Here is a 17,737-nt window from a genome sequence, read left to right as displayed (position 1 = left end):
GATTCTTGGCCAAAACACTGGACTATTGGTTTGAAAACGGGGCAAAATCATATAACTTCTTATCCTGTAAAAAAGAAAGCGGCGATATCAATTACTTTCCGCCGCTTCCTGATATATATAAACGCCAACCTGCGAAGCCTAGGACATCGCCGGTCAAGCGATATATGTTACTCTCTCTATGGTATCCTATGAGCAAAAAAACTATGGGTGACAGTGCTGCGCTAAATGATGGAAATTCAAGACGTTTACGGATCGTATGCATGTTCGAAGCTACTCATTTTCGTTAAATCAAACCAAAAGCGAATGGCTCCTGATCGGTCCGTTCTTAAACTGAATACATCACGCTTGCGCAGCGCCTGAACAACCTCTGGATGCGGATGCCCGTAACGATTCGCTCTACCGCAGGAAATGACACCGACTGCCGGATTCAACTGTTCCAGCCACGCCTCAGATGTTGATGTGCGGCTTCCATGATGGCCCAGCTTAAGTACATCTGCACGCAAATTGGGATACCGCTGCATCAGCTCGCGTTCCCCGGAAATGCTTAAATCACCGGTAAAAAGCCAGCGTTTTCCGCCGAGCACCGCATACAAGACAACAGAATTGTCATTACTGTCTTTCGCATCCTCTAATGGGCTGAGTACATGAAAAGCCTGCGTCTTCAATTGTAACGTCATTCCCGAGCGCAGCAATTGAATAGCCGTTCCTGAGGCGGAAAGCTTTTTAAAAAGCTGTCGCTCCTGCAAATCCGGATCATGATAAGGACTGACCAACAGTTTTCGGACGGCTGTTTTTCCGACGATTCCTTGCAGTCCCCCGACATGATCGTAGTCTCTGTGGGTAAGCACCAGCGCATCAAGATGCGTCACGCGTTGGGCAACAAGCTCATTCAGCACGACATCCCGCCCAACTTCAAACGGCTTTCTGCGCCTCGCCCATTTTTCCTTTTCAAATTGGATTGTTCCACCCGTGTCGATAAGCAGCGCGCCTTGACGGTGCGGAAGCTGAATCAGAATGCTGTCGCCCTGTCCGACATCAAGAAATGTGACCGACCCGCGCGGATCCGCATAATCAGTCAGCATCACAACCAGATACATCATCAAAAATGGGATACACAAAATGAGGATCGCCTTTTTGTTGCGATACTGTTCCCAGAGCAGAAAAGAGAGAAAAATCAGAACTACCGACGTGCAGATCTGCCAACCGGATAAGGCACCGTAAACCATTTGCAGCGATGGAATCTGTGCCAATTTGAGCAGTATTTGATGCGGAAGCAACAACAATGCATCCACTGCCCACGAGAAAAAAGGAGAAGAGTCTGCCCAAAACAGTGAGGCAAAATAAGCAGTGGCGCAAAGTGGAAAGATAAGAAAGGTAATAAAAGGAACGAAGAAAACGCCGAGGACAACACCAATCAAAGAAATTTGGTAAAAATTCGGAACAATGATTGGAAACGTTGCAAGCTCACAAATCAAAGACAAAACGATCATTCTTAAAATGAATGATGGGTAAGCCTGTGCAACAATTGGCGCTGCGATAAGAACAACAAAGGCAATGGCAAACGATAGCTGAAACCCTAAATCAAAAACGATGTTCGGATCAAGAAAAACCATGACAAGACAAGCAATGCTGATTGGATCCGAAACCGGCATTTTATGCCGCCGAATCAGCGAAAAGAGCAGGACAATACTTGCAGTAATACCGGATCGGACCACTGAGGGCTCTGCTCCGGTTAGCAACACGTATGCAGGCATCAGCAAAAGGAGAAACACCGCGACGTATTCCCGCACCACGCCCACACGACGAAACAAATAGTACAAACTACCGAAGACAACGGCAATGTGCATACCGGAAACAACAAGTACATGGACGAGTCCGAACTGGCGATAAGCCTCAGAAAGTGCAGGATCCATTTGTTGATCGCTGCCAAACAAGAGCGCATTCATCATCTGCGCACTTGGTGAAGTAAACCGTGCGTTAATCCAGTCGGTCTGATCTTGGCGAAACCCACCAAAAAAGCCAATCATGTTATAGCTGGATTGCGCCTGCATGTGTAGCTTTTTCGCCTTCATTTTCCAGTAAATATGATGCTGCTTGAGATACTGCTGCTGATCAAAGCCGTGAAAATTAGTTGGTGCCATGGGCTGATCCATCGCTCCGATGACCCGCCACAGCTGACCTACTCTGATAAGCTGCCTCAGCCGTTCCTTTTCAACCCTAGTCTTCAACAAATAATCAACGATCACCGTTTCGCCTTGACTCGTTTTCAGCTTAAAGCGCAGCCGATCACCATCAAAGTCCGGCAACGAAGCCATTCGTCCGCTCAACTGCTTTTCTCGACCAGAAAAGATTGATTTATCGGTTTGTACAAATGTAAAATCAACGACAAGGATCAGCATTAGAGCCAGAAAGACAGCAAACATGCGGTAATGCCGCCGAAAAACAAGATAGAAGCTGTAGCTGATCAATAATAGCACCGGTACAGTTCCGTTGCGTCCGCTAAGCGCCCAAGCCGTCATGCAGACACATAAAGCAGCGAGATGCCACTTACCTGTCAATGAAAGATCTCACATGCACAGTCGCACTCAAACAGCTGCTGTTTCACAGGCAGCACCTCCTTAAGTCAAGCCTCTGTTTTGTCAGAAAAAAGTTTATCGATATTCTTTTTGAACGGAACCTTTTTAACCGTTACGTTCGCTGCTTCAAAAAGCTCATTCGCATAAGGATGGTTCTTATAATCTTTAGCGAAATAAACAGTCTTGATGCCTGCTTGAATGATCGCCTTGCAGCACTGGACACATGGATAATGGGTAACATAAATTTCTGCACCGTCTGTCGGTTCGCCAAATTTGGCGCATTGGAGAATCGCGTTCATTTCCGCATGAATGGTACGCACGCAATGCCCATCAATCATATAACAGCCTTCATCAATGCAATGGGGCCCTCCGGCAATTGATCCGTTGTATCCACCGGCAATGATCCGTTTGTCGCGAACGATGGTTGCGCCGACAAAAAGACGTTCGCATGTACTCCGGGTTGCCAGTAGATGGCTTTGTGCCATAAAATAATGATCCCACGATAGTCTCTCCATGTCTTAGAAAACCTCCCGATTTTTCACCTGTCCTACTATTGTATCAGAATCATCGGCTTTTTCAGAGTGGATTCGCGATCAGTCAATAAAGCGCCATAAATGGCTTCATTTGCTCCAGAGATTTCTCACCAATCCCAGAAACAGCAGCCAAATCATCCATCGACTTAAACGAACCGTGCTCCGTTCTGTATTGGATGATCGCTTTAGCTTTTGCCGGACCGACTCCTGGAAGCTTCTGCATTTCCTGCTCATCAGCTGAATTTATATTTACTTTCGATTGAGCAGGCTGCGATTCCAACCCACCGGCATCTAATTCTTGTGCTGAAGGAGCAAGCGCCTGTGCACCCTTTTCCGGCACATAGATGACCATCTCATCGGAAACCTTTTGAGCCAAATTAATTTTGTCGCGATCTGCTTTATTCGTAAACCCGCCTGCACGTTCAATTCCGTCAATGACGCGTTCTGAAGCTGCAATTTGATAAATCCCCGGCTTTTTTACCGCCCCTTTAATGTCAACCACCAAAGTTTCGGATGCAGCATCTTCGGCTGGTGCGTCATTCTTTTTCTTTTCTTGATCCGCGTTTGCAAACAATGCTTCAGCCTGCCTCATTTCCGCCTTATTCTGTACATTGTGTTGGTGGGCAAAATACCAGACGGTGCCCGCAAGCAACAGTACAGTAATACAAATCGCTGCCAGCTTGCTTCGCGTTTTTCCCTTGTACTTCATACGTCACCCCCTTTCGTATCAGGTACGTCAAAGACATAATTCATTCAAGAGCAACATAAGTTCTAAGAGGAGTTTAACGAGGGCAGAGGTGAGTCATGATGAGAATCGGCGTAATTGGGACCGGAACAATTGGGACGCTACTGGTTGACGCATTAATAAAAAGCAAAGCTGCAAAACCTCACGCGATTTCCGTAATGAATCACACCAAAGAGAAGGCAGAAGCGCTTGCGAAGAAACATTCGCGACTATCGGTTTGCGATTCACCAATTGACATTCTCCGCCGAACAGATTTAATTTTTCTTTGCGTTAAACCGAATCAATTTCCCCCGCTGCTGCGCACGTTGCAGCGAGCGTGGCAGCCCAGCCAGCTGGCGATATCGGTAACAAGTCCGATCACGATTAAACAGCTTGAAACGTATATTCCGTGTCCGGTCGCTCGTGTTATTCCGAGCATCGTCAATCAGAGCCTTTCCGGAAGCACGCTGGTAACCTTTGGAACGAGCATGACGGACTTGCAAAAAAGCAGGCTGTGGGCCGTGCTCGCCCAGTTTTCCAATCCGATCGAAATTGATGAAGCAAGTGTCCGCGCGGCTTCGGATATTGCAAGCTGCGGACCTGCCTTTATCACCTATCTGCTGCGCAAAATGATTGATGGTGCGGTCACTACAACACCGTTATCCCAAAAGCAAGCGGCGCAGCTGACGACTGAAATGATCGAAGGATTAGGAAACGTGTTCCAACAAAAGCTTTACACACTTGAGGAGCTGCAAAACAAAGTCACGGTTAAAGGCGGGATCACGGGGGCCGGCCTCGATGCACTTGAAAACGAATTTCACGAAGCTTTTGAGAATTTGTTCCGTGCCACACAGGAAAAGTTTGTTGAAGATCAAAAGAAAGTTCGGGAAGGTTTTGAACAAGAAGAGTCTTAATTCGTGGTTTCAAGATAATACATTCGTCATGATCACGAAGATTCCTTCATGAAGCAAGAAAAAAATGATCCGAACATCCTGTCTCCATCATAGGATCGCGGATCTTTTTTAATTTAGGGGGCTATTCCTCGTGTACGTGAATGTAAAAAAACGAAAGACACGGAGATCGAATCCTCTCCGTGCCTGCGTCGTTCAAAACTTATAATAATTTCTTTTCAAGTGTATAGGACGGGGCATCTCCCCATAGCTTTTCCAGTTGATAATAATCACGATCTTCTCGATGGAAGATGTGCGCCACCACATCACCGAGGTCGAGCAGCACCCATCGTGCTTGGTCATACCCCTCCATCCGATGAACCGTGACTCCTTTTTCATCGGCAGCCTTTCGCAGGGCCGTTGATATGGCCTGTACTTGTTTTTCGGAATCACCGTGACAAATGATAAAATAATCGGCAATGACGGAGATCCCCTCCATTTTTAGGATAACAAGATCCTGAGCCTTCTTATCATCAGCGGCTTCGGCAAGGTACTTCACCCATTCTTCGCTATTCATTCAGTCACCTCATTCGTCTTTTTATCATTTTTCATTACAAGATCATTATATGCTTCAAAAGTCTTCGGATAGACGCTTTGTTGTTTGGCGACAAGATAAGCGATCGTTTTCTGCAGTTCTAAGCGCACCGCTTCATTCAAATCCCGTTCTGCTGCTTCTCTGACCGTATCGACACCTGGAAAAGAACGATTGGGTTCAATGTAATCAGCAAGAAAAATAATTTTTTCAAGAAGCGTCATTTCTTTATGACCCGTAGTGTGATATATCATCGCGTTTAAAATATCCGGATCGTCAATCGCGAACTTTTCTTGAACATACACTGCTCCAGCTGGGGCATGCCATAATTTATCCGAATACTTCAAGCAATCGCTCCACGTTCCTGGTTTGCGCAGGATCAATGCCTTTAATTCGTCATCGGAGAAATATTTCACGATATCATGCAACATCCCGGCCAATCGTGCCTTATACACGTCCCCGCCATATCTATTGGCGAGCTTGCCGGCAGTTTCAGACACACCGACAGAATGAACGAAACGTTTTTCCGGTAGAATCTCTTTAATTACCTGTTCTGCTTCATCAATTTGCATAGAGTCCACGCTCCTTAATGTAGTTTATGACTGCGTCACACAAAAAGTAGCGGCAAGATCGCCCCATCTTTAAACGCTCACGCAGAAAACTTGAGGACAAATCCACCAAGGGCATCTCAATGTACTGCACGTCTGCAAAATCAGGATGTGACTCCGGATAACCTGGGCGATTAAAAGCAATGAACGAGGTCAGTTCACTTAATTTGCCAACTTTGTGCCATGTTGGGAGATCATCGACCATGTCTGCACCTAGGATGAAATAAAAAGAATCATCCGGATAGCGTTCATTAAGCAAGCAAATTGTATCAACGGTATAGGATTTGCCCTTGCGTTCGAGTTCTAAGCGGCAAAGTTTAAACCGGTCATTTTCTTCAATGGCCAGGCCAACCATATCCGCCCGTTCTTCAGCAGATGCCCGCGCATGCTTTTCTTGAACATGAGGAGGCTGATACGTTGGCAAAAACCAAACCTCATCCAACCCGCAGGCTTCAAGCGCCTCCTCGGCAATCAGAAGGTGCATGAGATGCGGCGGATCAAAGGTGCCGCCATAGACACCAATCCGTTTTCCCATGGCCATCCCTACTTCTTCGGGAGGTCAATGCGCTTGTGATCTTTTGATGGCCGATATAAAACTGCCGTATGGCCAATGACTTGAACAAGCTCCGCGTTCGTCTGCCGACTCATGTCGCTGCTTGCCTCAGTTGGATCTTCAAAAGTGTTTTGTAAAAATTGTACCTTAATCAGCTCACGCTTTTCCAGCACACGGTCAATCTCTTCAAGGAATTGGGGATGCACCCCAGTCTTGCCAACCTGAAAAACCGGTTTAAGCGCATGTGCCTTTTTTTTAAGAAATTTTCGTTGATTATTGCTCAGCATATGTTTCTTTTAACTCCTCCATGAACCAATGACAAACATGTCATGGCCTAAATCTTAGTGTTCGCACTTAATGATACATCTTTAGCATTTGAGAAGACCAATCGTCCAACTCGTTTCCCTGGTTGTTCACCCTTTGATGAGCGATGATCGAAGCGAAACGCCAATTCCTTTCGGCGCATAAGCCGTAATCCGCGCACCTTGGCCTTTGATCGTAATCCAGCCTAAACCGGAAAAGACGAGATCACACTCTTCTTGATCGGTACGAAAATCGAAACGTTCCATTGGCGGAAGATCAACTTTTTCGCTCGGCGGTGTCAGCAAATGCCCCAGCTGGCGCGCATATAAATCATCTGCCTGCTCCATCTTTGTGCGGTGAATGACAAGCGATGAAGACGCGTAAACAATAAGCGATCTTCGTGCAGGACCAATGTAATCAAGTCGCCCAAGCCCGCCAAGAAACAGCGTCTGACGCTCATTGAGTTGAAACACTTTCGGCTTTATTTCTTTTACCGGCATAATTTTCTTTAAATCGCGCGGATCAATAAAATGTGCCGCCTGGTGATCATTAATAATACCCGGGGTATCGTACAAGTTACCACCGTCACCAAGCGGGATCTCGATGAAATCCAAGGTTGTCCCCGGAAAACGAGAAGTCGTAATCGCTGAATCGCCGGTGCCTAAATGTTGGATGAGATGGTTGATAAACGTCGACTTACCGACATTTGTCGCACCAACAACATACACATCGCGGCCATTGCGATAATGGTCGATCGCTGCAGCGACTTCATCCAATCCATGATTCTTAGATGCACTCATCAGCCGCACATCGACCGGTTTCAGTCCTTGCTCGCGTGCTGACCGGCGTATCCAGCTGGACAGTTTGTTTGGATTGGTGGATTTCGGGAAGAGATCGCTTTTGTTCCCAACCAGAAGAACCGGGTTCCCCCCAACAAAGCGTTGGAGACCTGGTACCCAGCTTCCCGCACTATCAAATAGATCAACCAAATAGACAACCAATGCATCATGCTCTGAAATCTTGGAGAGCATGGTCAAAAAATCGTCCGCAGTCAGCGAGACATCCTGTACTTCATTATAATGCGCTAATCGAAAACAACGCTGACAGACAATCGGATCATGCTGCAGCGCACTTTTTGGGGTATAACCCAGCGCTTGCGGATCCTCAGTCTGAATCTTTACACCGCAACCGGCACAATAAAGTTCATCCATTCCTGATTAATCCTCCCATTTCAACAATCCTCGGTGCCTCAATCGTGACAAAATAAACCGCTCCAGGTGACGATTTAATTTCGTTGCCCATCCGTCCGAATCGACAATCGGCGTTACAAGGATCGTGTGCACACCCACTCGGTTTGCCCCCCAGATATCGGTCAATAACTGATCACCAACAACGACCATTTCATCTTTTTGCACCTTCATCAGTCGCATGGCTCGTTTGAATGCGAACGGGAGCGGTTTGTGTGCCCGAAAGATATAGGAAACACCGGATGAATTTGAAAACAGCTTGACCCGTTTTTCACTATTATTCGATAGAATCATGACTGAAATTCCTGCTGTCTCCAAACTTGAAAACCATTGAACAAGCTCGGGAGTTACCTTTTCTTTATTCCACGCGATTAACGTGTTGTCCAGGTCGGTGACTAATGCTTTGATGCCCCGTTTTTTTAACTTGCTTGGGTTTATATCTAAAACATTTTCCACATGTTCTTCAGGCAAAAATTGTCTTAACACGAATTTCTCCACCTCATATTCTGATCCCATTTTCCCACATGTTGACGATTTTACCAAGCCCTAATTCATAATTATCCCATGAATAGGGAAAACTCGGAATCAAATAATGAAAATAGCGACCATCAATTGATGATTTCATGAAAGAGTATGGCTAAATATGTCCTAAATATTTCGACACAATGTGACACAGGTTTATCTGTGGATAAATTTGTCCACATCATTCAACACTAGTTTTAAACATAAGTCTCAATTTACCCACACAGAATGCACAGTTTATCCACTTTCGTTGTGGATAAACTGATGATTGTTCCCTAACTTGGATCATGATAGAGTGAACGTATGCATTATCGTTCTCTCTTTATTCAAGCAATCATTGCTGGTAGCGGTTGACAATAAGCTGCCTTGAAATCTTTTTCAAACCTGACGAATGCCCGCTGCGCTTCTTTTGATCAATTAAGGTCAAGCCATATACACGAAGCACAATTTACGATGGAACTATTTTCAGGAAAAAAGGATGTGAGAACCGGAAACGGTTGACAATGGATATACTTTCAGACGATTTGCTCATTGAATCCTACGTTAAAGCCAAGGAATACAATTTAAGTGCAGACTTCATCCGATTGATTGAAGAAGAAATCAAACGCCGCAGTTTGGACAAGGAAATGAAACAAACGGGCTGATCCGGATCGTCATTCTTTTCTTAAGGTACAGGCACGGGACAGGGCGAATACCCATACATTAGAAGACAGCTACGAAATATCAAACCTCCCAAAGGAGTGAATGGTCATGCTGTCCATAGTTGGCGGTCTCGCCTATTTATTTAAAAACGTCTGGCTACTTGTCTCCTACGTCAAGAACAATACCTTTCCGCAGCCGTTGTCCGCTGAGGAAGAAGCCGAATGTTTGCGACGTATGGCTGAGGGCGATGAAGATGCGCGCAATAAACTGATTGAACACAACTTGCGCCTGGTTGCTCATATTGTGAAAAAATTTGACAACACAAAAGAGGATACAGATGATTTAATCTCCATTGGATCCATCGGATTGATTAAAGCGATCAACAGCTATTCAAGCGGCAAAGGCACAAAATTAGCCACATACGCAGCACGTTGTATCGAAAATGAGATTCTCATGCACCTGCGCGGGCTTAAAAAAACAAGAAAAGATGTTTCTTTAAATGATCCAATCGGTCAGGACAAAGAAGGCAACACCATCAGTTTGATTGACATTCTGAAGTCGGCAAACAAAGATGTCGTCGATGAAATTTCGCTTAATTTCGAGACAAAAAAAATCTATGGAGCGCTGCATATTCTTGATCCACGTGAACGCGAAGTGATTATTGACCGATTTGGTCTAGATAACAAGGACGAATTAACGCAACGTGAAATTGCTAAGAAGCTGTCTATTTCAAGAAGTTATGTCTCTCGTATCGAAAAACGTGCCTTAATGAAATTATTTCATGAGATCTATCGAAAAACGAATCAGTAATCGAGCGCACAAGAGAGCGAAGCAGGAACATTAACCAAAACTCGATTCAATGGTACACTTTACTTAGCGGAGTTCAGAATATGAATCAGAATCGAGGCATGATGATGAACGAATCCCATAAAAGTAAAGGTTTGCATTTGATGGGCGAACCAGAAGAACTGAAAAGCGTGCACATTGTTGTGAAAGGAAAAGTACAAGCTGTCGGTTTTCGCTATTTTACTTGGCAAACCGCAAATGTCTATCGAATTTCAGGTTGGGTACGCAACCGCATCGACGGAAGTGTTGAAATTGCGGCCGAAGGGGAAAAGTCAGACATACATCAGTTTGTTAAAACGATTAAAAAAGGAAGTCCGTTCTCACGTATTTCCAACGTATCCATTTACGAATATAGCGAACCACGAAACTATACTCAATTTGAAATTCGAAACGCTGATTGATAATCGATCAAAACCGCAGCAAAGATCCCTTTGCTGCGGTTTTTAAGTATATTTTCTTAAATGAAAACCTGCGGAGATGTACCGTCCAGTAGGTTTATTACATACTTATTGAAGCTTTTTTTTCAGTTTCGCCGATCTCCAGCAGCAAATAAAAGAACTGAGTAAAAACAGTAGACTTACTCCGGATAAAACCTCAAGCTTCCATTCAATCGCTTGGTATGGCGGAATGAACGTCCCGACATAGAGAAACGTACTGAGAAACAGACACAACATCCCCACTCTTTGGTAATCGACGATTTTGTTCAAAATTGTTTTCTGCTCATCTTCCACGTTCATTCCTCTCCCTTCAAGATTACTATAACATGAGAGAAGCAGGGAGAAATGAGGTAGTTTCTGACAAAAAGTGCAAGCTGCTGATTTTGAAAAAATTTAAATTTAAGCTGCGTGCTCAGTCTAAAGCTTGTGCAAGGTCATCCAGCAAATCCTGCACATCCTCGATTCCGACAGACAAACGAATGAGACCATCGGTAATGCCCAGTGCGTCTCTTCTTGGTTTTGGTATCGATGCATGGGTCATCTTCGCCGGAACCGAAATCAAGCTCTCGACTGCACCAAGGCTTTCAGCTAGTGTAAAATAGCGAGATTTTGAGAGTATTTGATTCACTGTTTGTTCATCACCGACATCAAATGAAATCATGCCGCCAAAACCAGAGGCTTGTTTTGCTGCAAGTACGTGACCGGGATGGCTTACCAAACCCGGATAATATACCTTTTTCACCTTTGGATGGTCCTCAAGGAATTGAGCAATTTGGTTGGCGTTCTTTTCGATTTGCTCCATACGCAAACCCAATGTCTTGATCCCGCGAAGCAACAGCCATACGTCCTGAGGTCCTGGTACTGCACCAACTGAATTCTGAATAAAGTACAGCCGTTCTGCTAACTCTTCAGACGCAACGACGGCTAGTCCTGAAACAACGTCGCTGTGACCACCGATATATTTGGTGGCACTGTGAAGCACAATATCCGCACCTAAGTCGATCGGGTGTTGCCAGTATGGTGTAGCAAACGTGTTATCAACAATCAAGAGCAGTCCATGGCGGTGTGCGATTGCCGATGCCTTCTGAATATCTGTGACCTTAAGAAGCGGATTGGTCGGTGTTTCAAGGTACAGGGCTTTGGTATGATTGGTAATCGCAGATTCGATTGCTTCCGGTTTGCTTGTATCTGTAAATGTCGCGGTGATCCCAAGCCTTTTGAAAACCTTGTCAATCACACGGAATGTACCGCCATACACATCATCGGTAATCACAATGTGATCGCCGCTGTTCAGCAGCATAAGGACTGAGGAAATGGCTGCCATTCCAGATCCAAAGGCAAAACCAGCCTTCCCATGTTCCAACTCGCCAATCAGCACCTCGAGCGCGCGGCGTGTTGGATTGGCCGAGCGCGAATAGTCGTAGCCCTTTGTTTTCCCCACTGCTTCTTGCTTGTAGGTACTTGTCTGATAGATCGGCACAGATACACTGCCTGTGAATTCATCGCCAAAAATGCCTGCATGGATGACTTGAGTTTTCGGTCTCATCACTGTTTTCCTCCAATTATGCTTCAGTATTTAAGATTCATAGATGCGTTGACTAAGATAGCGTTCACTGGAATCAGGGAAAATAACGACAATCGTTGTCCCTGGTTTCGCTTTTTCCGCCTCGAGCAGAGCCGCGTGAAGCGCCGATCCCGATGAACTGCCAATGAGTAAGCCTTCAAGAGCAGCCGCTTCTTTGAGTCGTTTGAATGCATCTTCATCAGATATTGTATAAATTTCATCAAAATACTCGGTTTTGACGAAAGAAGGAATGAATTCCATGCCAATTCCCTCAGTTCGATGTTCCACCGGTGCACCGCCATTTAAAATTGAACCCACAGGTTCCACAACAACCGTCTTGATCTTCGGATTTCGCTTCTTCAAGTAATCCGCAGTTCCTGTAAACGTTCCGCCTGATCCGGCTCCGGCAACGAGGACATCTAAGGAGCCATGTAAATCTTCCCAAAGTTCAGGTCCAAGTGTCTCAAAATAGGTCTTTGGGTTATTTGGATTGGCAAACTGATTTGGGCAATAGCTGTTCTTAATTGACTGCTCGAGCTCCTTTGCCTTTTTAATCGCGCCTGCCATCTCCTGATCTGAAGGAGTCTTGATCACACGGGCACCAAGTGCCTTCATTAAGGTTTGTTTCTCAACGCTAAATTTTTCAGGTACACAGAACAGCACATCGATGCCCTTTCCCACAGCTGCCAGGGCAAGGCCAATCCCCGTATTGCCTGCTGTTGGTTCAATCAATGTTCCTCCAGGCTTAAGCTTTCCGGAATGCATCGCTTCACGAATGATCGTTTCACCAAGGCGATCTTTAACGCTTCCTCCCGGATTGAAGTATTCACATTTTGCATAGAGGCGAACGCCTTTCGGAAGCGGGAACGCATGCAGAGCCACGAGTGGTGTTCTGCCTACCAGCTCATGTACATTATCATAAACTGCCATATCTTTCTCTCCTTGTCTCCGGCACAAAGTCGTTCTGCTCAGCTTGTGTGCCGGCATTTTTTCGCAATTTTTTGCGCCGACAAGTACGTGACCTGCCGCTCAGCTGCTCGGGCAACAGACAACAGCTGAAACCGCAACACGATTCAGGTGTTGAACCAGTGTATGACTGGACGGAAATTTGGCTAATTGAGCACGCGCATCTCCATCAAACAGCGTATTCTCATGTGATCGCTTGCTGCAAAGTCTTGCCACGTTTACGGATATGTGCCGATTCATGAGTTAAGCTCCTTTACGATTGAAAGAATAAATTCAGCTGAATGCTTCGCCGCTGTTTCCAAAAATTGATCAAACGATCGATTTGAATCCTTTCCGGCAATGTCGGATAGAGATCGAATGATCAAAAACGGTACCTTGAACTGATGACAGACCTGTGCAATTGCTGCCGCTTCCATCTCAACTGCCTTTAATTCCGGAAAGGTCTCTTTCAGTTTTAAAATACGCACAGGATCGGACATAAATGAATCTCCGGAGCCAATTAAACCTTTAACAATTTGGTGCGTTGAATCCGCACTGCCGGCCACGATCGCTGCTTCAATTAATTTGTGATCCGGTAAAAAAGCTGGAGGCATGCCCGGAATCTGTCCGGGCACATAGTCAAATGCGGTTGCATCCGCATCATGGTGAATCACCGATGACGAGATGACAACGTCACCAATTGAAAGCGATGGATCCGTCCCTCCCGCAGATCCTGTATTAATAACCGCCTCGGGATGATAATGATCCAGAAGCAACGTTGTGCCAACCGCTGCACTGACCTTTCCAATTCCGGATTGCAGCAGAACAACCTCTGTTTTTTCAATGATTCCTCTATAAAAACGGCAGCCGGCAATTTCTATGGTTTCGACTCCGCTCATGCGTTTTTTTAGTAATGAAACTTCTTCTTCCATTGCTCCGATGATGCCTAATCTCACAACTGGATCCTCCTGAATATCATTCATTTTTATTGGCAACAATCAGCCATGCAAACCGGTTCAACTGTTTGAAATAGGGCTGAAAGTGATGCCTTTGAAAAAGATCCGCCAGTTCTTGCCGAAGTGGGTAATACTCCGTTTGAAGATCGTTCAACAAACGCGTATACCCATGGCTACTCGCCCAGTGGTGTATCTTTTTCTTTTCACGTACACTGTCAAACAGTGTATCGATAAAAACTATTCTACCATTAATCGGAAGAAGACGGCTATAGTGGTCAATTGCCTGGTCTTTCTCCTGATCGGTTAAATGATGGAATGCGAAAGAACTGATAATCGTATCAATCGGATCAATCAGTTTTGGGAAGTTAAGAAAATCACCATCAAGCATGTGAAGATTGGGGAGCTTCTCCATCGCTTTCTCCCGCATTTTTTTTGATGGTTCAATGCCTGTAACCTCAAATCCATGCGTGATCAACTTTTTTGTCAGGTTGCCTGTGCCTACCCCAAATTCGAGTACCGCCCCACGTGCATAAGCCGCTGCTGTTTCTAATATCCGGTCATAATCTTTGAATACCTCTTTATATTCACGATCGCCGCCAAATACCGAACGATCGTAATCATCTGCCCATTGCTCAAATGTGTGGATAAATTCGCGTCCCACGCGATATTCCCCCTTGGTGCTTAAATCATTTAATTCTTATATTATTAGTATGGTTTAAATGATCTAATGTCACTAAATTAGCACATTTCGCTTTCGTATTCAATGAAAACATGCGTTTATCTCTTATAAACTGGAATCAAATTTCTTTCCGCAGCGTGATGAACCAGGGACGGTTATTTTGCATCATTTAGGCGGTACGGTAATGAATGGTATCGAGCAGGAGCAAAAAGTCACAATATAAAAACCAGCCGTGCGAAACGGCTGGTTGCATGATTTATGGGGCCTTGACATTATCGGCTTGCCATTTTCCATCTTTATAGATGAGATGAACAACATAGATGGCATTGGCATCGCCTTTTGGACTGACCCGTGCAAGCGAACTGCTCGGGGTTCCTCCATTACCAAGCCAGCGAATGGTCATATTGGCTTCATCAATGCCTGTCGCTTCTGAAATGGCACGTACTTGCGCGTTCCAGTCCGCGGAACCCATTTCATAAGAGGCTTGATGACTTTCATCAGATCCAGACTCAGCACTCGAACTTGAGGAGTCGGTACTACTCTCGCCTTCATCATTAGCTGCCTGACTGGATTCATCCGAGGACTGATCTGAGCTTGAATCGCTGCTCTTTGATTCGCTAGACTGAGTACTTGATTGTGGTTCCGATGATGCCGCAGGTTTCGAATCTGGTGATGTGTGAAAAACAGAAATGAGAATAATACATCCAATTGCAAGTATGAGCAATGAAACAATCCCAATTGTCCAGCTGAGCAGCCGATCCATTTTGCTTTTCCGCTGTTCATAACGGGATGAGTAGCCATTGCCTCGCTGACTTCTCATAAAGACATCCTCCTTTTAACGACCAACGACAGTGATTATACAGTGAATGAATTTCTCGATTGTTTGAATGGTCATCATTGATTAATCTTAATAATAAAATAGAATAAGACAAGCAGGTTCGTGTATTCTAGCTTTTACACGCACTCTATAAATAAATTCGAAGGCAAGTGCCGCATCATGTCTGTCCAAGCAAAAGTGCGTCAATTGTCCACATAAATAAAGGGTATGTCGCATGAATCGCATTATGTTAGCAAAATGAGCCGGATCGATGACGAAGAGAAAAAGCGCAAAGATGCCGGAACTGCTTCCGTGCATATTTGCGCCCTTTCTGTGCGATCAGCGGTTACTCTACTTTAAGAATTTTAACACGAATGTCGCCGCCCGGTGTGCTGACACTGACTTCTTCACCAACCGACAAGCCAATCAAGCCCTTAGCCATCGGTGAATCATTGGAAATTTTGCCCTGAAATGGGTCAGATTCTGCGCTACCGACAATTTGATAAGTTTCCTCTTCGCCGTCCGGCAATTCTTTAAAAGTTACTGCTTTTCCGATCTTAACAACATCCGTCGTTTCATCATCTTCAATAATAACGGAGTTGCGAATCATGACTTCAAGCTGTTGAATACGTGCTTCAACAAAGGCTTGCTCATCCTTCGCCGCATCATATTCTGAATTTTCGGAGAGGTCGCCGAATCCGCGTGCAATTTTGATACGTTCGACAACTTCCTTTCTCTTTTCAGTTTTCAAATCGTTCAATTCGCGTTCAAGTTTTGCTTTACCTTCAGCGGTCATGTAGTGAAGTTTTTCCGACATATTTGCCACACTCCTGATTCGTTTAATCATAAGGGTTCATAGACAGTGCAAGGGTTTACACATTTTGAAAACACCGTGCGCTGCTTACATCGTTGTTTTATTCTTCTCTTCGAGTACTGCGCGAATTTTGGTTGCCATCAGATCAATGGCAACTGAATTTTTTCCGCCTTCAGGGATGATGATATCCGCATAGCGTTTCGTTGGCTCAACAAATTGCAGATGCATCGGCCGAACAGCGGTTAAATACTGATTGATAACGGATTCAACGCTTCTGCCTCGCTCCTCAGTGTCACGAAGCAGCCGCCGTATAATCCGAAGGTCCGAATCTGTATCGACGAACACCTTAATATCCATCAGATCACGCAGGCGCTCATCTTCAAGAATTAAGATACCTTCGAGGATGATGACATCTTTAGGTTCGACGGGTACAATTTTATCAGATCTTGTATGTACTGTATAGTCATACGTCGGTTTTTTTATTGGGTGGAACTTTAGCAGTTCTTTGACTTGAGAAATCAACAAATCGTTATCAAATGCCAGAGGATGATCGTAATTTGTCAGCAGTCTTTTTTCAAAAGGTTTATCATCCTGCGATTTATAATAGGAATCCTGTTGAATCACTGTGATCGATTTGTCTGGAAATGTACGGTAGATCTCACGCGTTACCGTCGTTTTTCCCGAGCCTGAACCTCCTGCGACGCCAATAACAATCGGCTTGCTTCTTTTCATCATCTCAGCGTTCCTCCCTATGCGCCCCATGTGCTTTCATCGTACTGACGGCCATACCGTCGCCGACCGTCAAAAAAACGGTATCAAAGTCTGATTGCTGTGCAAGAAAATGGTTATATGCATCTACTTTCTTCACCAATCGATTCAATTGCCGTTTCTTTACTCCGTCAACATCACAAACGAGACCATGAAAGAATACATTGTCTGTAACAATGATCCCTTCTTCCCGAAGCAATTGTGTATAGCGATGAAACATGCGTTCATACTGTGCCTTTGCAGCATCGATCAGAATCAGGTCAAACGGTGCAGCAGCTACAACTTCCTGCAATTCTTCCGTTGCATCGCCGCAGACAATGTGAATGACGTGCTGCAGATTCAGCGTTTCGATATTCTGCCTCGCTTCTTCAATCATTGCCTGATCACGTTCAACGGTAATGATCGATGCATCTGATCCTGCCGCAAGCGCCATACGAATTGATGAGTAGCCGATCGCCGTTCCCAATTCGAGGATTCGCCGCGCACCCGTCCAGCGAATCAATTGCTGGAGAAAAGCCATCGATGAGGGCTGCATGATCGGAATATATATTGCAGCAGCTTTTTGCTCCATTTGCTTAAGTCGCTCGTTTTCTGAGCACGTGAACGCATCCGCATACGCGGATAGCTCCTTAAAATCGATCAACCCAATCTTCCTTTCCTTACCATTGCCCTGCAGCTGCACGGACGCTGCAGTTCTTTACGATTCCACGATTTCTTTCAT

General features: G+C 45.1%; 24 protein-coding genes. 5 read left to right on the top strand and 19 right to left on the bottom strand.

What is annotated here, in order from left to right:
* A partial coding sequence (locus SIN01_RS15180) for a hypothetical protein (protein WP_218027772.1) occupies positions 1-287 on the top strand: 287 nt, incomplete at its 5' end.
* On the opposite strand, the gene SIN01_RS02825 is transcribed toward SIN01_RS15180, so the two are convergent.
* The 3 genes from SIN01_RS02825 to SIN01_RS02815 all read right to left on the bottom strand — a co-directional run bounded on the left by SIN01_RS02825 (position 246) and on the right by SIN01_RS02815 (position 3,818).
* Positions 246-2,558 (bottom strand): DNA internalization-related competence protein ComEC/Rec2, encoded by a 2,313-nt coding sequence (locus tag SIN01_RS02825; protein WP_047034840.1) that lies wholly within the window; start codon positions 2,556-2,558, stop codon positions 246-248. The genes SIN01_RS15180 and SIN01_RS02825 overlap by 42 nt on opposite strands.
* A gap of 65 nt (positions 2,559-2,623) precedes the next feature.
* Entirely contained in the window at positions 2,624-3,091 is a 468-nt protein-coding gene (locus SIN01_RS02820; protein ID WP_010023900.1) for a ComE operon protein 2, read from the bottom strand.
* Positions 3,092-3,173: 82 nt separating this feature from the next.
* Positions 3,174-3,818 carry a helix-hairpin-helix domain-containing protein gene (locus SIN01_RS02815; RefSeq protein ID WP_010023894.1) on the bottom strand — a complete coding sequence of 215 codons (645 nt, stop codon included), beginning with the start codon at positions 3,816-3,818 and terminating at the stop codon, positions 3,174-3,176.
* 95 nt (positions 3,819-3,913) lie between these two features.
* Here SIN01_RS02815 and comER point away from each other — a divergent pair, with 95 nt between their 5' ends.
* Positions 3,914-4,747, top strand: a complete 834-nt coding sequence (gene comER / locus SIN01_RS02810; RefSeq protein ID WP_237760129.1) for a late competence protein ComER — start codon at positions 3,914-3,916, stop codon at positions 4,745-4,747.
* A 199-nt stretch (positions 4,748-4,946) separates the two neighbouring features.
* Here the strand turns inward: comER and rsfS are convergent, their stop codons facing one another.
* From rsfS to SIN01_RS02780, 6 genes are all read right to left on the bottom strand, one after another.
* Entirely contained in the window at positions 4,947-5,300 is a 354-nt protein-coding gene (rsfS, locus tag SIN01_RS02805) for a ribosome silencing factor (protein ID WP_010023891.1), read from the bottom strand.
* Positions 5,297-5,887: a bis(5'-nucleosyl)-tetraphosphatase (symmetrical) YqeK gene (gene yqeK / locus SIN01_RS02800; RefSeq protein WP_010023890.1), complete on the bottom strand. Its 591-nt coding sequence runs from the start codon at positions 5,885-5,887 to the stop codon at positions 5,297-5,299. Before yqeK ends, rsfS begins: the two co-directional genes overlap by 4 nt.
* Positions 5,877-6,458 carry a nicotinate-nucleotide adenylyltransferase gene (locus tag SIN01_RS02795; protein WP_010023888.1) on the bottom strand — a complete coding sequence of 194 codons (582 nt, stop codon included), beginning with the start codon at positions 6,456-6,458 and terminating at the stop codon, positions 5,877-5,879. Before SIN01_RS02795 ends, yqeK begins: the two co-directional genes overlap by 11 nt.
* A gap of 8 nt (positions 6,459-6,466) precedes the next feature.
* A complete protein-coding gene (yhbY, locus tag SIN01_RS02790; protein WP_010023886.1) occupies positions 6,467-6,763 on the bottom strand; it encodes a ribosome assembly RNA-binding protein YhbY in 297 nt (98 codons plus the stop codon).
* Between the two features lie 126 nt (positions 6,764-6,889).
* A complete protein-coding gene (gene yqeH / locus SIN01_RS02785) occupies positions 6,890-7,990 on the bottom strand; it encodes a ribosome biogenesis GTPase YqeH (protein WP_010023885.1) in 1,101 nt (366 codons plus the stop codon).
* A gap of 6 nt (positions 7,991-7,996) precedes the next feature.
* The gene (locus SIN01_RS02780) at positions 7,997-8,512 is read right to left on the bottom strand and encodes a YqeG family HAD IIIA-type phosphatase (RefSeq protein WP_010023884.1); all 516 of its coding nucleotides are present in this window, start codon (positions 8,510-8,512) and stop codon (positions 7,997-7,999) included.
* Between the two features lie 539 nt (positions 8,513-9,051).
* Between SIN01_RS02780 and SIN01_RS02775 the strand changes: the two genes are divergently transcribed.
* From SIN01_RS02775 to SIN01_RS02765, 3 genes are all read left to right on the top strand, one after another.
* The gene (locus SIN01_RS02775; protein WP_010023883.1) at positions 9,052-9,192 is read left to right on the top strand and encodes a sporulation histidine kinase inhibitor Sda; all 141 of its coding nucleotides are present in this window, start codon (positions 9,052-9,054) and stop codon (positions 9,190-9,192) included.
* A gap of 106 nt (positions 9,193-9,298) precedes the next feature.
* A complete protein-coding gene (sigK, locus tag SIN01_RS02770; RefSeq protein ID WP_010023882.1) occupies positions 9,299-10,000 on the top strand; it encodes an RNA polymerase sporulation sigma factor SigK in 702 nt (233 codons plus the stop codon).
* A gap of 80 nt (positions 10,001-10,080) precedes the next feature.
* Positions 10,081-10,437, top strand: a complete 357-nt coding sequence (locus tag SIN01_RS02765; RefSeq protein WP_010023881.1) for an acylphosphatase — start codon at positions 10,081-10,083, stop codon at positions 10,435-10,437.
* Between the two features lie 105 nt (positions 10,438-10,542).
* On the opposite strand, the gene SIN01_RS02760 is transcribed toward SIN01_RS02765, so the two are convergent.
* The 10 genes from SIN01_RS02760 to SIN01_RS02720 all read right to left on the bottom strand — a co-directional run bounded on the left by SIN01_RS02760 (position 10,543) and on the right by SIN01_RS02720 (position 17,659).
* Positions 10,543-10,773 carry a YrhC family protein gene (locus tag SIN01_RS02760; RefSeq protein WP_052766819.1) on the bottom strand — a complete coding sequence of 77 codons (231 nt, stop codon included), beginning with the start codon at positions 10,771-10,773 and terminating at the stop codon, positions 10,543-10,545.
* A 112-nt stretch (positions 10,774-10,885) separates the two neighbouring features.
* Positions 10,886-12,019, bottom strand: a complete 1,134-nt coding sequence (locus SIN01_RS02755) for a bifunctional cystathionine gamma-lyase/homocysteine desulfhydrase (protein ID WP_047034839.1) — start codon at positions 12,017-12,019, stop codon at positions 10,886-10,888.
* A 30-nt stretch (positions 12,020-12,049) separates the two neighbouring features.
* Positions 12,050-12,967: a PLP-dependent cysteine synthase family protein gene (locus tag SIN01_RS02750; protein WP_010024664.1), complete on the bottom strand. Its 918-nt coding sequence runs from the start codon at positions 12,965-12,967 to the stop codon at positions 12,050-12,052.
* Between the two features lie 99 nt (positions 12,968-13,066).
* Entirely contained in the window at positions 13,067-13,243 is a 177-nt protein-coding gene (locus SIN01_RS14935; RefSeq protein WP_156994734.1) for a hypothetical protein, read from the bottom strand.
* The gene (mtnN, locus tag SIN01_RS02745; protein ID WP_010024665.1) at positions 13,240-13,938 is read right to left on the bottom strand and encodes a 5'-methylthioadenosine/S-adenosylhomocysteine nucleosidase; all 699 of its coding nucleotides are present in this window, start codon (positions 13,936-13,938) and stop codon (positions 13,240-13,242) included. The genes SIN01_RS14935 and mtnN overlap by 4 nt, the downstream gene beginning before the upstream one ends.
* Positions 13,939-13,957: 19 nt before the next feature.
* Complete coding sequence (locus tag SIN01_RS02740) at positions 13,958-14,599, bottom strand: class I SAM-dependent methyltransferase (protein WP_010024666.1); 642 nt, start codon at positions 14,597-14,599, stop codon at positions 13,958-13,960.
* 274 nt (positions 14,600-14,873) lie between these two features.
* Positions 14,874-15,437 (bottom strand): YrrS family protein, encoded by a 564-nt coding sequence (locus SIN01_RS02735; RefSeq protein ID WP_010024670.1) that lies wholly within the window; start codon positions 15,435-15,437, stop codon positions 14,874-14,876.
* A 343-nt stretch (positions 15,438-15,780) separates the two neighbouring features.
* Positions 15,781-16,251 carry a transcription elongation factor GreA gene (greA, locus tag SIN01_RS02730; protein ID WP_010024672.1) on the bottom strand — a complete coding sequence of 157 codons (471 nt, stop codon included), beginning with the start codon at positions 16,249-16,251 and terminating at the stop codon, positions 15,781-15,783.
* 84 nt (positions 16,252-16,335) lie between these two features.
* Positions 16,336-16,980: a uridine kinase gene (udk, locus tag SIN01_RS02725; RefSeq protein WP_028982557.1), complete on the bottom strand. Its 645-nt coding sequence runs from the start codon at positions 16,978-16,980 to the stop codon at positions 16,336-16,338.
* A 4-nt stretch (positions 16,981-16,984) separates the two neighbouring features.
* Positions 16,985-17,659, bottom strand: coding sequence for an O-methyltransferase (locus SIN01_RS02720; protein ID WP_047034838.1), 675 nt, complete (start codon positions 17,657-17,659; stop codon positions 16,985-16,987).
* Positions 17,660-17,737 lie beyond the last annotated feature (78 nt).

Origin of the sequence: Sporolactobacillus inulinus (assembly GCF_006539285.1) — a bacterium.
GTDB lineage: Bacteria > Bacillota > Bacilli > Bacillales > Sporolactobacillaceae > Sporolactobacillus > Sporolactobacillus inulinus.
This window is presented reverse-complemented; position numbering and strand designations above follow the sequence as displayed.

Coding starts and splice junctions, on each gene's coding strand:
- SIN01_RS02820 (WP_010023900.1), bottom strand. CDS start 3,091: ATGGAGAGACTATCGTGGGATCATTATTTTATGGCACAAAGCCATCTA.
- SIN01_RS02815 (WP_010023894.1), bottom strand. CDS start 3,818: ATGAAGTACAAGGGAAAAACGCGAAGCAAGCTGGCAGCGATTTGTATT.
- comER (WP_237760129.1), top strand. CDS start 3,914: ATGATGAGAATCGGCGTAATTGGGACCGGAACAATTGGGACGCTACTG.
- rsfS (WP_010023891.1), bottom strand. CDS start 5,300: ATGAATAGCGAAGAATGGGTGAAGTACCTTGCCGAAGCCGCTGATGAT.
- yqeK (WP_010023890.1), bottom strand. CDS start 5,887: ATGCAAATTGATGAAGCAGAACAGGTAATTAAAGAGATTCTACCGGAA.
- SIN01_RS02795 (WP_010023888.1), bottom strand. CDS start 6,458: ATGGGAAAACGGATTGGTGTCTATGGCGGCACCTTTGATCCGCCGCAT.
- yhbY (WP_010023886.1), bottom strand. CDS start 6,763: ATGCTGAGCAATAATCAACGAAAATTTCTTAAAAAAAAGGCACATGCG.
- yqeH (WP_010023885.1), bottom strand. CDS start 7,990: ATGGATGAACTTTATTGTGCCGGTTGCGGTGTAAAGATTCAGACTGAG.
- SIN01_RS02775 (WP_010023883.1), top strand. CDS start 9,052: ATGGATATACTTTCAGACGATTTGCTCATTGAATCCTACGTTAAAGCC.
- sigK (WP_010023882.1), top strand. CDS start 9,299: ATGCTGTCCATAGTTGGCGGTCTCGCCTATTTATTTAAAAACGTCTGG.
- SIN01_RS02765 (WP_010023881.1), top strand. CDS start 10,081: ATGAATCAGAATCGAGGCATGATGATGAACGAATCCCATAAAAGTAAA.
- SIN01_RS02760 (WP_052766819.1), bottom strand. CDS start 10,773: ATGAACGTGGAAGATGAGCAGAAAACAATTTTGAACAAAATCGTCGAT.
- SIN01_RS02755 (WP_047034839.1), bottom strand. CDS start 12,019: ATGAGACCGAAAACTCAAGTCATCCATGCAGGCATTTTTGGCGATGAA.
- SIN01_RS02750 (WP_010024664.1), bottom strand. CDS start 12,967: ATGGCAGTTTATGATAATGTACATGAGCTGGTAGGCAGAACACCACTC.
- SIN01_RS14935 (WP_156994734.1), bottom strand. CDS start 13,243: ATGAATCGGCACATATCCGTAAACGTGGCAAGACTTTGCAGCAAGCGA.
- SIN01_RS02735 (WP_010024670.1), bottom strand. CDS start 15,437: ATGAGAAGTCAGCGAGGCAATGGCTACTCATCCCGTTATGAACAGCGG.
- greA (WP_010024672.1), bottom strand. CDS start 16,251: ATGTCGGAAAAACTTCACTACATGACCGCTGAAGGTAAAGCAAAACTT.
- udk (WP_028982557.1), bottom strand. CDS start 16,980: ATGAAAAGAAGCAAGCCGATTGTTATTGGCGTCGCAGGAGGTTCAGGC.